Source organism: Streptomyces sp. Tue6028 (genome assembly GCF_002300165.1).
In the GTDB taxonomy this organism is placed as follows: domain Bacteria; phylum Actinomycetota; class Actinomycetes; order Streptomycetales; family Streptomycetaceae; genus Streptomyces; species Streptomyces siamensis.
Genome location: NZ_MLCE01000033.1, coordinates 14457 through 28170, shown reverse-complemented (window position 1 = coordinate 28170; position 13714 = coordinate 14457). Strand labels below are relative to the sequence as shown.

The 13714-nt window shown below is 73.8% G+C and carries 8 protein-coding genes and 1 pseudogene; 5 read left to right on the top strand and 4 right to left on the bottom strand.

Translation table 11 applies throughout. The features are described from left to right. Positions 1-2: 2 nt before the first annotated feature. Positions 3-2699, top strand: coding sequence for an ABC transporter permease subunit (locus tag BKI49_RS31335; protein ID WP_095937667.1), 2697 nt, complete (start codon positions 3-5; stop codon positions 2697-2699). Then, on the top strand, positions 2696-3532 hold the full coding sequence (locus tag BKI49_RS31330) for an ABC transporter ATP-binding protein (RefSeq protein WP_095937666.1): 837 nt from the start codon (positions 2696-2698) through the stop codon (positions 3530-3532). Before BKI49_RS31335 ends, BKI49_RS31330 begins: the two co-directional genes overlap by 4 nt. Positions 3533-3607: 75 nt before the next feature. Here BKI49_RS31330 and BKI49_RS31325 read toward each other — a convergent pair whose 3' ends face one another. Next, a complete protein-coding gene (locus BKI49_RS31325; RefSeq protein WP_095937665.1) occupies positions 3608-4393 on the bottom strand; it encodes a heparin lyase I family protein in 786 nt (261 codons plus the stop codon). Positions 4394-4748: 355 nt separating this feature from the next. On the opposite strand from BKI49_RS31325, the gene BKI49_RS31320 reads away from it, so the two are divergent. Then, positions 4749-5540 carry an aldo/keto reductase gene (locus BKI49_RS31320; RefSeq protein ID WP_095937699.1) on the top strand — a complete coding sequence of 264 codons (792 nt, stop codon included), beginning with the start codon at positions 4749-4751 and terminating at the stop codon, positions 5538-5540. A gap of 206 nt (positions 5541-5746) precedes the next feature. Beyond that, positions 5747-6442: a glycoside hydrolase family 75 protein gene (locus BKI49_RS31315; protein ID WP_095937664.1), complete on the top strand. Its 696-nt coding sequence runs from the start codon at positions 5747-5749 to the stop codon at positions 6440-6442. An 80-nt stretch (positions 6443-6522) separates the two neighbouring features. Here the strand turns inward: BKI49_RS31315 and BKI49_RS31310 are convergent, their stop codons facing one another. Both BKI49_RS31310 and BKI49_RS31305 read right to left on the bottom strand, forming a co-directional pair. Further along, entirely contained in the window at positions 6523-7224 is a 702-nt protein-coding gene (locus BKI49_RS31310; protein ID WP_095937663.1) for an SDR family oxidoreductase, read from the bottom strand. Positions 7225-7389: 165 nt separating this feature from the next. Next, positions 7390-10962 (bottom strand): nSTAND1 domain-containing NTPase, encoded by a 3573-nt coding sequence (locus BKI49_RS31305; RefSeq protein WP_095937662.1) that lies wholly within the window; start codon positions 10960-10962, stop codon positions 7390-7392. Positions 10963-11306: 344 nt separating this feature from the next. On the opposite strand from BKI49_RS31305, the pseudogene BKI49_RS36075 reads away from it, so the two are divergent. After that, positions 11307-11759 (top strand): annotated as a pseudogene (locus tag BKI49_RS36075) (glycosyltransferase family 39 protein); the annotation flags it as partial. Between the two features lie 843 nt (positions 11760-12602). On the opposite strand, the gene BKI49_RS31295 reads toward BKI49_RS36075, so the two are convergent. Then, positions 12603-13511, bottom strand: coding sequence for a class I SAM-dependent methyltransferase (locus BKI49_RS31295; RefSeq protein WP_095937698.1), 909 nt, complete (start codon positions 13509-13511; stop codon positions 12603-12605). Between the last annotated feature and the right edge of the window lie 203 nt (positions 13512-13714).

Sequence of the window (13714 nt, the reverse complement as noted above, 5' to 3'; positions counted from 1 at the left end):
GAATGTCGGACCTGCTGGGGTTCGTCCTGAGCGGGCTGGTCTCCGGCGCGCTCTACGCACTGCTGGCCACGGGACTCGTCCTGTCGTACTCGGCTTCGGGGCTGTTCAACTTCGCGCACGGCGCCACGGCGTACCTGTGTGCGCTCACCTTCCACGAACTGCACTCCGGCCTCGGCTGGCCGGCCGTGCCCACGGCCCTGCTGCTGGTGTGCCTCCTCGCCCCAGCGCTGGGCTGGGGCCTGGACCGGCTGATGTTCCGCAAGCTGGCCCGGGCCGGCGAGACCGCCCAGATCGTCGCCACCATCGGACTGTTGGTGGCTCTGCCCGCCCTCGGCCTGTGGATCGTCGAACTCCTGGCGGACGCGGGCGTGTCCGTCGCGCCCGCGGAGAACCAGTTCGGGCTTCCCGGGGTCGGTCCCAGCCCCGCGAAGTCCTGGCAGCCGGTCGACGGAGTCGGCGTCGACTCCGATCAGTTGATCACCTGGGTGACGACCGCGGTGGTCGCCGTCGGCCTGTGGGTCCTCATGCGGCACACCTCGCTCGGCCTCCGGCTCCGCGCGACGGTGGACAACCGCTCGCTCGTCGAACTGCGCGGCATGAGCGCCGACCGGTTGTCGTCGGTCGCGTGGATGCTGTCCTCCGCGCTCGCCGGACTCGCCGGCGTCCTCGCCACCCCCCTTCTCGGCCTGTCCGCCCACGACTTCACTCTCTTCCTCTTCGTCTCGGCCACCGCCGCGGTCCTCGGCCGCTTCGCCTCCGTGCCGCTTGCCTTCGCGGGCGGCCTGGGCCTCGGCGTTCTGCAGAACCTGGTCGCCGGATACGCGTCCTTCGCCGACGGCATCACGGGATTCCGCACGGCCGTCCCGTTCCTGATCCTCTTCGCCGGGCTGCTGGTGCTGACCCGGCGGCAGCGGACGGCGGGCACCGCCGCCGCCGACGCGCCGCCCGCCGACTATCTCGCCGGCCGCTCGTGGGCGCGGCGCTGGGGCCCGTGGACCGTCGCCGGGATCCTGCTCGCCGTCTCCTTCTACACGGTCACCACCCCGTTCTGGAGCGGCCTTCTCGCCCAAAGCCTGGCTCTCTCCCTGGTGTTCGTGTCCTTCACGGTGGTGACCGGGCTCGGTGCGATGGTGTCCCTGGCGCAGGCCACGTTCGTGACCGGGGCGGCGCTCGTGGCGGGCCTGCTGATGAGCCACGGTTGGCCGTTCGCGGCGGCCCTCGCCGCGGGGACCTGTGCCGCCGCGGTCCTCGGCGCCCTGGTGGCCCTGCCCGCGCTGCGCCTCGGCGGACGTGCGCTCGCCCTCGCGACGCTCGCGCTGGCCTTCCTCGCCGACCAGGTCCTCTTCCAGACGGGCCTGCTGCGCAACGGCGACACGGGGTGGGCGGTTCCCCGACCGGTCGTCGGCCCGGTGGACCTCGGCGACGACCGGGCGATGGGTGTGGCGATGACCGTGCTCGTCGCCCTGGCCGTCGCCGGGCTCAGCGCACTGCGGCACTCGCCGTCGGGGCGCGCGATGCTGGCCGTGCGCTCGGCGCCCGCGGCGGCCATGGCCTCGGGCGTGTCGGTGATCCGCACCAAGCTCCTGCTGTTCACCCTGTCGGCCGGGATCGCCGGGTTCGGCGGAGTGCTGTACGCGTCGTACAGCACCCGCGTCACGGCGACCGATTTCACCGCGATGACCGGGCTGATCTGGCTCGCGGTCGTCGTGGCGGCGGGCGTCCGGCGCCCCCAGTTCGCCGTCGTCGCCGGGCTCGTCTACGTCGTCGTACCGCATCTGCTGGCGGACCACGTCACCGAGTCGGCGCAGCTGCCGGTGGTCCTGTTCGGTCTGGCGGGTCTGGCGCTCGCCAACGACCCGGACGGGTACGCGGCGGCCGTGTCCACCCGACTCCACCGCAGGCGCACGGCCGAGGCGCCGTCCGCTCCGGCCGGGCCCGCCTCTCCCCCGTCGCCCGGTGCCGTGCTCGAACTGCGCGACGTCCGGGCCGGATACGAGGGCGCCGCCGTCCTGCACGGTGTCGACCTCGCGGTGCGCCCCGGCGAGATCCTCGTCCTGCTCGGCCCCAACGGCGCCGGGAAGAGCACCACGTGCGGCGTCGCCGCCGGACTCCTGACGCCGTTCACCGGCCGGGTGTACGTGGCCGGGGTCGACGTGACGCGGGAGCGGTCCCTCGGGCGGTCGCGGGCCGGGGTGCTGCTGGCGCCCGAGGGGCGCGGGATCTTCCCGTCGCTCACCGTCGAGGAGAACCTCGCGCTGCACCTCCCGGCGAAGGAGGCACGCGAGGCCGTGTACACGCGCTTCCCCGCCCTCGCCGCGCGCCGCGGCGTCGGCGCCGGTTCCCTCTCCGGCGGTGAGCAGCAGCTGCTCGCCCTCGCACCACTGCTGCAGAATCCGCCGCAGGTGCTGATCGCGGACGAGCCGTCGCTCGGACTCGCCCCGCGCCTGGTCGCCGAGGTGTTCCGGCTGCTGACCGAACTGAAGGAGCGGGGCACCGCGGTCCTGCTGGTCGAGGAGAAGGCCACCGAGGTCCTCGACGTCGCCGACAGGGTCGCCCATCTGAGCCAGGGGCGGGTGACGTGGTGCGGTCCGCGCGACCAGGTGCGGGCCGACCGGCTCACCGAGGCCTACCTCGGGGCCGCCGCACCGGGGGCCCGCAGGACGCCCCGGGCCGACGCCGAGGAGGTGCCCCGGACGTGAACGCCCCGGTACTCGAAGCGGTGGGCATCGGCGTCCGCTACGGCGGTGTCCGCGCGGTCGACGACGTCGGCCTCACCCTGCGGCCCGGCGAGATCTGCGGGCTCATCGGGCCCAACGGCGCCGGGAAGACCACACTCTTCGACGCGCTGTCCGGGATCCGCCGCCCCGACGCGGGGCGCATCCTCCTCGACGGCGCGGACATCACACGCCGGTCGCCCGTCTGGCGGGCCCGTCACGGCGTGCGCCGCACCTTCCAGCGACAGCAGCTCTTCGGCCGGCTCACCGTGGCCGACAACCTCCTGGTGGCGCAGGAGTGGCGCGGCGGGGGCGGCGGTCTGGCGGCCGATCTGCTGGCGGCGCCGACGCGCCGCAGACACGAGAAGGCCCGCCGGGAGCGCGCGGCGGCCGTCCTGCACGAGTGCGGGCTCGACGACGTCGGCACGGTGTACGCCGGCACTCTCCCGGTGGGCCGGGCCCGGATGGTCGAGCTGGCGCGTGCGGTCGTGGAGCCGCCCCGGGTGCTGCTGCTGGACGAACCCACCAGCGGGATGACCGCCGGCGGGGAGGACCGCCCGCCGGACGGCGGGCGTCCGGCGGACGGCACCGGTCGGCCGGTGTCGGACGTGCGGCTTCTGGCGTCGGTGGTCCGCCGGCTCGCGGACGAGGGCGCGGCCGTCCTCCTCGTCGAGCACGACGTCGGCTTCGTCATGGAACTCTGCTCCCGCGTCGTCGTGCTCGATCTCGGACGGGTGCTCGCCGAAGGGACGGCCGCCGAGGTGCGCGCCGACCCGAGGGTCAGGGACGCGTACCTAGGCACCGCGACCACCCACTGACCTCCCGTCACCGGACGGCCCTGGCAAGGCGGTTGTCGTCAGGCGTGCGCGGCGAGCGGGCAAGCAGCGGCGCACTCACACCAGTTGGTAGCCGCGCAGGTTCGTGAGCAGCAGATAGCAGTCCTGGAGGGATCCGGAGGTGTCGCCGAGGGAACGGTAGATGCCCCACTTGGGCCGCACCCGGTCGGCGAGGAAGGTGTCGACGCCCGTCCTCGACGCGTCGACGACCGTGGTCGCGCCGTTCTTGAGGATCCAGCGCACGGAACCCGCCGAGCCGTTGCCGACCTTGATCTGGAAGTCGACGTCGATCCACCGGTTCTGGAGCGGCTCCAGGTCGGTCCTGCCGACGAGGACGTCGGCGACGGCCAGTCTGAGCTCGACGGTCTGCACGCCGTTCACGCGTCGCAGGGACTGGACGACGATGGGCGAGGTCCCGTTGCCGGGCTGCTTCATCTGCATGATGTGGGTGAAGGTGGTCGTCGCCTTGAGCGAGCTCGGGATGTACATCGAGTACGTGACCCGCCAGGTCTGGCCCTCCTGCCACTTGAGGTAGCTGCTGCCGCCCGTGCGCAGTCCGGTGACCTCCTGGCGCTGCCGGTCCGTGGAGGTGTCGCGGTCGACGGTGTGCATGGTGAACCGCCAGTTGTCGCCGCTCGTCCGGATGTGCGGCCGGCCTGCCGGGTGCGAGTCGGCGCGGTCGTCCTCGACGGTCTCGAAGGCGCCCAGGCCGTCGGCGCTCGCCGACGGGGACCACTTCAGCTGCCAGGAGGCGGCGTGGGCGGTGCCGGCGGGGAGGCCGGCCGCGGCCGCCGCCGTGGTGCCGAGCGCCGCGCCCAGCAGGGTTCTTCTGGATGTGCTCATGACTGACTCACCTCGTCCTGGTGGGGGGTGTGCGCGTCGGACCGGGCCCGGACGCATGCGAGGGTCGTTCACATGCATGCACGTTGTTCGCCGACGTGTTCGGCGATGCGTACAGAGTCGCGGGATGACGGGTTATGGTCAATGGTCCGGACCGAGGGACCGGGACCCCTTTCCGGCCAACCTCCGCCGACGCGCGGCGCCGGCACCCGGCCCCCACCATGGATCCACAGGGAATCCACCGGTCAGGAATGCATCACGGCGCGTGATCGTTGACCATGGGAGTACCACCCGACGACTGAAGGATCGAGAGCTCGTGAGCAAGGTCCCCCCGATCATCCTGAACAACGGCGTCGAGATGCCGCAGCTGGGCTTCGGTGTCTGGCAGGTGCCGGACGACGAGGCGGAGCGGGCTGTCGCCACCGCGCTGGAGGCCGGGTACCGCAGCGTCGACACCGCCGCGATCTACGGCAACGAAGAGGGCACCGGCAAGGCCATCGCCGCCTCCGGCATCCCCCGCAAGGACCTCTTCGTCACCACCAAGCTCTGGAACGGCGATCAGGGGTACGACTCCACGCTGCGCGCCTTCGACACGTCCCTGGAGAAGCTCGGCCTGGAGTACGTGGACCTGTATCTGATCCACTGGCCACTGCCGTCCCGGGGCACGTACGTCGACACGTACCGGGCCTTCGAGAAGATTCACGCGGACGGCCGCGCGAAGGCCATCGGTGTCTCCAACTTCCTTCCGGAGCACCTGGAGAAGCTGATCGAGGCGACGTCCGTCATCCCGGCGGTCAACCAGATCGAGCTGCACCCGCACCTCCAGCAGCACGCGGCCCGCGAGTACCACGCCGAGCAGGGCATCGCCACCGAGGCCTGGTCCCCGCTCGGCCAGGGCAGGGGCCTCCTGGAGGTCCCGGCGATCGTCGCCATCTCCCAGAAGCACGGCCGCACTCCGGCTCAGATCGTGTTGCGCTGGCACCTCCAGTTGGGCAACATCGTGATCCCGAAGTCCGTGACCCCGGCCCGGATCGAGGAGAACATCGACGTGTTCGACTTCTCCCTGGACGCCGAGGACATCGCCGCGATCAGCGCGCTCAACGAGGACCGCCGCCTGGGTCCCAACCCGGCGACGTTCGACATGGGCTGAGCCGTTCCGGAACACCTGCCGGCCCGGACGCGCACTGTGCGTCCGGGCCGCTGTTCTTCCCAACTCCCCGATTCCCCCGGGCTTTTTGAGCCCCGGCGGCTTGGACCGGACCAAGTCCCCCGCAGGGGTTGACGCGGTCATGCAAGCGGGTCCACCTTGTACGGCAACCCGGTAAGGAAAGTTTCCTAACAGAAGGGTCCCCCACAGTGCGTTCTCGAACACTGACCCTCGCCGCGGCCGCGGGCGCCGCGCTCCTGGCCACCGCGGCACTCCCGGCCAGTGCCTCCGGCACCACCACCCCCCGATCGGCGCAGGAGGGTTCGGTCAGCGCGGCCGACCTGCTCGCCAAAGTGACGTCCTGCTCGCAGATATCGAACGGCAAGTACCGGACCGACGAGGAGACCTCGGCCACCGTCCCCGTCTGCGGCAAGAACGGCGCGGTGTTCTGGAAGGCCGACATGGACGTCGACTGCGACGGCCAGGTCACCACCAAGTGCAACGGCGACACCGACCCCTGGTTCCAGGACGACACCGCCTTCCACCAGTCCGACGGCAAGCCGCTGCGCGCGGACTCGCTGCCCTACGTGGTGGTGCCCAGCTCCAGCAGCATCTGGAAGTACACGAGCGCGGGCATCAAGGGTGGCGGCGTGGTCGCCGTCATCTACAACAACAAGGTCGAGTACGCGGTCGTCGGCGACACCGGCCCCACGCAGATCATCGGCGAGGCCTCGTACGCCACCGCGAAGGCACTCGGGATCGACCCGAACCCGGAGACCGGGGGCACCGACTCCGGCGTGACCTACATCCTCTTCAAGAACTCGCAGGTGTCCCCCATAGAGAGTCACAGTGCGGCCGTGTCGCTGGGTGACTCGCTGGCGAAGAAGTTCCTGCAGAACAACTGACCTGCCCTGCCCAGGCGTCGGGGGAATCGCGTGCCGTGCGCGGCCGGTCGCGCGATTCCCCCTCGCGCTCGCGCGGCGGGTCAGACGGGCTGGCCGACCGGTCGTACGACCACGGTGTTCACGTCGACACCGCTCGGCTGCCCCATCGCCCAGACGATCGACTCGGCGAGCTGGTCCGCGGTGAGCAGATGGCCCGGCGGCAGGCTGCCGTAGGCGTCCCAGAACGGGGTCTCCACGCGGCCGGGCGAGATCAGCGTCACGCCGACGCCGTGTTCGGTGACCTGCCGCCTGGTGTTCTCGGCGAGTCCGGTCACCGCCCACTTGGTCGCGCCGTAGATGTTGCCGGGCGTGAAGACGTGTCCGGCGACGCTGCCGATCAGCACGATCCGGCCCTTGCTCGCCTTCAGCGCCTCGATGGAGGCCCGGATGAGGAGCGCCGGACCCAGCACATTGGTCAGCACCATCTCGGGCCACCCCGCCGGGTCACCCTCCGCGACGGTGTCGTGCGTGGCGAAGCCGGCGTTGGCGACGACGGTGTCGAGCCGCCCGAACTCCTTCAGCGTCGCCTCGACCGCCGCCGCCACGTGCTCGTAGTCGGCCGCGTCGCCGGGAATCGTCAACAGGCCCTCGGGGCGCCCGAGTTCCTCGGCGAAGGCGTGCAGCCGCTCCTCACCGCGGCCGGTGACGGTCACCCGCTGCCCGGCGTCGAGCAGCCGCCGCGCGACCGCGGCGCCGATACCGCTCCCGCCCCCGGTGATGAGCGCGACAGGAGAGTCGGTCATGGTTACCCCCATATGAGTTCGGTGAACGCCGCGAGTTCATCACTTGGAGCACTCTCGAAGTCAAGGCCCCGGAGTCCCGGCCCGGCATCGGCGCAGGACGACGGGCCGGCGTGCACGCTCGGCGGAGGCCCTGACGCACGGGGTCCCGTCGCGGCACCGCACACCTCAACACATCCGCCGGAACGGCACGTCCGGCAGGTGGGCGCGCCACTGGTCCCGGGTCGGTCCGCCGCCCGCCCGCGCGCACACCGCCGACGCGGCCCGGGCGGGTGCCAACTCGACCGTACGCGAGCCGAGATGCGGGGTGGCCACATGCAACTCCCCGCTGTCCGTGCCGAATCCCAGCGCGAGGACGGGACCGTCGCCGACGGGCAGCTCCGCCCCGCGCAACCGCGGTGACGCCGTCTCCCACACCCGCACCGAACCGTCGGGCGTGCTCGCGGCCAGCAGCGAGCCGTCCCAGGAGAAAGCGAGCACGGGCGGTTCGACGGTGGAGCCGGCGGCCGTCAGCACGGCGATCCGGCGCCGCCCGTCCCCGTCCCACAGGGTGAGCCGCCCCTGCTGGTCGGCGACGGCCACGAGACGGCCGTCGGCGCTGAAGGCCGCGGTACGGAGCAGATCCTCGCCTCCGAACCCCTTCCTGCGCCCGCCCGAGGCGAGGTCGATCAGCACGCCTTCGGCGGTCAGCGCGGTGCGTCCGGAGGGGGCGACCGCCCTCGGGTCGTCGTTGCCCGTGCGGACCGTGCGGGTGCCGGGGCGTGTGCCCTGCCGTACGACACGTATCCCGTCCCGGACGCCGACGGCGATGTGCACGGTGCCGTCCGTCGCGACGGCCCGCGCCGCATGGTCCTTCGCGGGGACGGCGGGCTCGCCGTGGGCGCCGAACGCCGCGGCGGCGGCCGGGCTCGTCCGCCAGGCCGGACCGACGAGTCCGTGCAGACGCAGCGTGTGCACGACCCCGGCCCCGGACGAACCCTCGCGGTAGCGCAGGACGCCCTCCCGCGGGTCGAGCCGGATGTCGGTCACGGCCAGGGTGCCGACGGGGAAGGTGATGAGCGGCTGCCGGGGACCGCCGTCCGCGGGTGCCGGTGCGTCCGTCCTCCACAGGGCCAGCGCGCCCGGGCTCCAGGTGAGGGCGTAGCCGCCGGTGGGGTCGAACTCCACCGCATGGACGGCCGCACCGGGCGTCGGCAGCAGGGGACGCGCACGGCCGGCGTGGAAGTCCCAGGTGACGACGCCCTCATCGGTGCCGGCGGCCAGGGCGCGGTTGTCGGGTGTGAAGACCGGCTCGTCCGAGCCGCACAGCAGCCGCGCGGTCCGCTCGGGCGCCTCCGTGGCGATCCTGTGCCGCTCGACGAGGTCCCAGACGCGCAGTTCCGCGCCGTCGTGCGTGCACCGGGCGAGGAAGCGGCCGTCGCGGCTCAGCACCGGCAGCGGCCCGTCGGGGTCGCCGTTCCGGTGGCGGAGGAGGACCCGTTGCCGGAGGGCGTCCCACACCTCGACGGTGGCGCGACGGCCGTCGGTGTCCCGTTCCGGGCGTCGTACGACGAGAGTGCGGCCGCTGGGACCGAACGCGGCGTCGGTGTCCGTCCAGTCCCCCGGTGCGATGCGGTGGACGGCACCGGTCGCGAGGTCCCTGACCACAGCGCCGCCGCTGCGTTCGCGGTAGACGATCCTGCGGCCGTCGGGGCTGACGTCGACGATCCCCCACGACAGTCCGGGCAGCGTCACGGCGCGGGTGCGCCGGTGGGTTCGGACGTCCCACTGAACGACCCGGTCCCGTACGACGGTCGTGAGCTGCCGGCCGTCCCTGCTCAGCCAGGAAGGGGCGTTGGTGGCACGGTCCCGCACGGGCTGGGTGAAGGCATCCTGCTCGCTCTGGCCCGCCGCGGCGCGCAACGCCTCTCGGGTCTCGGGCAGATCGGCCGTGCGCCAGGCCGCGAGCGCCAGGCGCATCGCGGTACGCGGATCCGTGGGCCGCAGGGTGTCCGCGAAGGCGGCGACGCGGCGGGCCTCCGCCTCGTCCCGCTGCCGTTCGCTCACGCCGCTCTGCCGCCAGGCGGAGACGCCCGCCACGACGGCGAGGCAGAGGAGCACGGCGAGCCCGGCCGCCAGGGCCCTGAGCCGGCGGGCCGCACGGGCCGCGGTCCGGCGACCATGCTCGTACGCCGTCACGCTCGCCGCCAGGAAGTCACGCTCCAGCGGGCTCAACTCGCCCTGCCGCGTGCCGAATTCCTCCTGGGCCTCGGTCAGGCGTACACCCCGGTAGAGCGCGCCCGTGTCCCGGCCCAGCCCCCGCCAGACGCCCGCCGCCTCGGTGAGGCGGCGGTGCGTCCGCAGCCGTTCGCGGTCCTCGTCCAGCCAGCCGCGCAACCGGGGCCAGGCGCTGATGAGGGCTTCGTGGGCGAGCTCGACGGTCTCGTCGTCCACGGTCAACAGGCGGGCACCCACGAGCCGTTCGAGTAACCGCCCGGTGGCCGCTGTGTCACCGAGTTCGTCGCGGCGGACCGGACGCCGGGTGTCCTCGGCGCCGTCGCCGGGGTGGACCAGGCGCAGCAGCAGCGCCCGGACCGCGACCGCCTCGGCCGGGGTGCAGCGCCCGTACACCTCTTCCGCGGTGTGTGCGACGGCGCCCTGGACCCCGCCGACGGACTCGTACGCCGCGAGGGTGAGGGTGCGTGCGCTGCGGCGCCGCCAGGTCTCCCGAAGGGCGTGGGCCATCAGCGGCAGGCCACCGGGTTCACCGGTCACGTCCGCCACGATCCGTGCGGTCAGGGCGCGTTCGACGACGACGCGCCGCGCCGCGGCGGGCCGCACGACCGCCTCGCGGAGCCGCTGGGGCGTCATCGGCCCGACGAGCAGGGTGGATTCGCGCAGCGCCTCGGCCAGCCTGCCGTGGTCGGCGCACCGCCCGTAGAAGTCGGCGCGCACCCCGATGATCACGCGCAGTCCGCTGCCCGGCTCCAGGGCCGTGAGCAACCGGCCGATGAACCGGTCTCGTTCACCGGGGTCGGCGCAGAGCGTGAAGACCTCCTCGAACTGGTCGACGACGAGCAGGGTGTCGCCCGGCGCGTCGTGCGGGACGAACAGCGCGTCCGGTGTCCTGGCGGGGTGCGCGCCCGGGGTGAGGATGCGGATGGCGGCGGGCACGAGGGAGGGGCGCGGCAGTTCACGCCCGCCGCCCGGTGGCACCCCCGTACTGCCCGGTGCGCCTGCCCCTGCGCGTCCCGGGCCCGGCGACACGGCCGCTTCGGGGGTCTCCTGCCGCAGTGCCGGGATCAGGCCCGCCCTGAGGAGGGACGACTTGCCGCTGCCGGAGGCACCGACGATCGCCGAGAACCTGGCGCGGCCGGTGAGGGCCAGCAGTTCGGCGATCAGGTCGTCGCGGCCGTGGAAGCGGTCGTGGTCGGCGGGCTCGAAGCGGGCGAGCCCCGGGTAGGGGCTGTCGGCGCCGTCCTCCTCGGCTGCGTCCGCCCGCTCGGCGGCGGCCTCGTGCCAGCGCTTCTCCCACTCGGCGGTGTCGCCGCCGCACGCGGTGACGTACGCGAGGAGCACCGCCGGCGTGGGCAGCCGTTCGCCCGACGCGGCGGCGGACAGGGTGGGCCCCGAGTAGCCGGCGCGGCGCGCCATCGCGCGGTAGGTCGGGGTCCCGGCGTCGTCACGGAGCTTGCGCAGCTCGTACGCGAAGGCCGGCACCGCGCCGTCCGCCGGGTCCAGCGGCTTCTCCCGACGTCCCACCCGTTCCTCCCCCCGTCCGGGGCGGCCCGGGCCGCCCCGACGCTCCCACCTGGATTGATAGGTCCCGCGCGACGGGGCTGCCCATCAATGGTCCGGCGTCTGGACTCGGCGGTGTACGCCCTCGGGCCCCGTCAGCGGGGGCCGCGAGGTTCCGCCACGCACCGGAGCCGGTCATCGCCACCACACACACTTCCAGACCGCCGCACGCCCTCGAACGGTTGACGGCAGCCGCGCCCCGCGCACCCCTCCCGGTGCTCGCTCCCGCCGTCGTGTCCCTCACCCTCGGGCTGTGGGGTATCCGGCGGGGCGGCACCCTGTGGCGCGACGAGGCGGTCACGTACGACATGGCGCGGCGCGACCTGCCGGACCTGTGGGCGACGCTCGCCGGTGCCGACGCCGTGCACGGCCTGTACTACCTGGTGATGCACGCGCTGTTCGCGGTGTGCGGCGGACTGGACCCGCTGCTGGTGCTGCGGCTTCCCTCGGTCCTCGCCACAGCGGTGGCGACCGGCGCGGTCGCCGCGCTCGGACGGCGCCTGGCCGGGCCGGGCGCGGGCCTGCTGTCGGGAACCGTGTTCGCCCTGCTCCCGCAGGTCCAGCGGTACGCGCAGGAGGGGCGGTCCTACGCCCTGGTGTGCGCCCTGGTCGTCTGGGCGACCGTTCTGCTGGTGCGGGCCGTGGAGCGGCCGGGCCGCCGGGCCTGGGCGGGCTACGGCGCGGTGCTGCTGACGGCGTGTCTGCTGCACGAGTTCGCCGTGCTGGCGCTGGTGGGACACGCCCCGGTGGTGCCTCGCGCGGTCCGCCGCGGCTGGGCCGTGACGGGCACCGCGGTGCTGGCCGCGGTGGCGCCGCTCGCCGTGCTCAGCGCGGGACAGTCGGCGCAGGTGGCCTGGATCGGACGGCCGGGGGCCGGGGCGATCGCCGGCTTCGCGGGGACGGGCGCCCTGGCCCTGGCCTGTGCGCGAGCGCTCGGGCGCGGCGGCGCGCACCGCGCCCGGCTGCCCGTGTTCGCGCTGTCCCTCCTCGTGCTGCCCGCCCTGCTCCTGCTGCTGGTGTCCCTGGCCGAACCCCTGTACGTGGACCGGTACGTGCTCTACTGCCAGGCCGGCACCGCTCTCCTGGCCGGTGCGGCCCTGGACCGGCTCGTGCGGGCCCGGCGGACCCGCGTGGTGGCGGCGACCTGCGCGGGCGCCGCCCTGCTCGCGCTGCTTCCCGCGAGCCTGCACCTGCGCACACCGCAGAGCCGCACCGACGACGTCACCGCCGTCGCCCGCGCCCTCGCACAGGCCAGGACGGGCGGCGGCGGTGTGCTGTTCATGCCGGCCCGGCGCCGGGTGTGGTCCCTGCCGGATCCCGGCTCGGTGCGCGGGCTGCGCGACCTGGCCCTGGACCGGGGACCGGTCGCCTCGCACACCTTGTACGGCACGGAGGTGCCTGCGGAGGTGATCCAGGCACGCATGCTGGCGACTCCCAGCATCGTGGCCGTCCGCGACCCCGCGGGTCAGCCGCTCGACGCGACCCCGGGCGAGGCCGTCAAGCGGCGGACCCTCGCGGCGCACTTCGTGGAGTGCGGCACACGGCGGGTGCGGGGCGCGCGGATCACGGTGTTCGCCCGCCCCGGCCGGTGCCGAGTCCCGCGGTCACGCGGGCTTCACACCGACGTGAACGGTCATCGCCGTCAGCAGGAACGCGTCGGGGCGGTGGTGCACGCTCGCCTTGTCGTCCGGGTCGACCAGCCGGTCGAGGGTGGCGACGTCGTCGGCGTCCAGGGCCTCGGCCAGGCCCTCGCGGCGCCGGGTGAGGGAGCTGACGACGAAGGCGCGGGCCTCGTCGGAGAGCGGGGCGGGCAGGTCGAGGAGGAACGTGCGGGTCGCCGTGTGGCGCAGCCCGGCGGCGGTCAGCAGCGCGGGCCAGTCCTCCGGCTCGGTCACCGCGCCGGGCAGGTCGGCCCGCATCCTCGCGAACCACTCCTCCTGCGCCGCGTCGACCCGGGCCTGGAGACCGGGTCGGCCGATGCCGAAGTCGCGCGGCAGGAACCGGCTGGGCAGGCCGCCTTCGAGGAGGGCGAGCACGCCGCCGGGCGCGAGACCTTCCGCGAACCCGGCGAGAGCGGCGCGCTGGTCGCCCACGTGGTGCAGCGACCTGCTGGCCCACACCAGGTCGGCCGGGTAGTCCAGGAAGCCGAGCCCGTCGGCGAGTTCGGCCTCGACCGTGCTGAACCGGTCGGCGACACCGAGCCGCTCGGCGCGGACGCGGGCCTCCGCCAGCAGGGATCCGGCGACGTCCACGGCGACCACGCGCGCCGCCGGGAAGGCGTCGGCGAGGAGGCAGGAGATGACGCCGGGGCCGCTGCCCGCGTCCACGACCAGTTCCGCTCCGGGGCGTACTTCCCGCAGCCAGGCCGCGGCCTCGACGTAGGCCGGGGCGTACAGCTCGGCCTCCTGCACCAGCAGCGGAAGCATGTCGGCGAAGTCCACATGGGTGTGGTCGTGCGGGGCGTGCCCGTGCGAGGTGTGGTCGTGCGAGATGTGGTCGTGGTGCTGTGGCATGGTCGCGGGCCTCTCGTTCGGCATGCCGACAGCGTGCGCCGGCGCTCCCGGAAACGGCCAGCCGTATTGCTCGAACGGCAAAATCCCGGTACGCCCGTCCTCCGTCCGTCCGGGGCGGCCCCATGGGTGGCAGCGCGGTGCGGCGCCGCGTCACGGAGGACCGCCGCGGTGGGTGCGCGATCCACCGGGGCCCGGCCGTTGCG

Excerpts from the sequence above, each read along its gene's own strand:
- BKI49_RS31335 (WP_095937667.1), top strand. The coding sequence starts at position 3 with ATGTCGGACCTGCTGGGGTTCGTCCTGAGCGGGCTGGTCTCCGGCGCG.
- BKI49_RS31325 (WP_095937665.1), bottom strand. The coding sequence starts at position 4,393 with ATGAGCACATCCAGAAGAACCCTGCTGGGCGCGGCGCTCGGCACCACG.
- BKI49_RS31320 (WP_095937699.1), top strand. The coding sequence starts at position 4,749 with ATGCCGCAGCTGGGCTTCGGTGTCTGGCAGGTGCCGGACGACGAGGCG.
- BKI49_RS31310 (WP_095937663.1), bottom strand. The coding sequence starts at position 7,224 with ATGACCGACTCTCCTGTCGCGCTCATCACCGGGGGCGGGAGCGGTATC.
- BKI49_RS31295 (WP_095937698.1), bottom strand. The coding sequence starts at position 13,511 with ATGCCACAGCACCACGACCACATCTCGCACGACCACACCTCGCACGGG.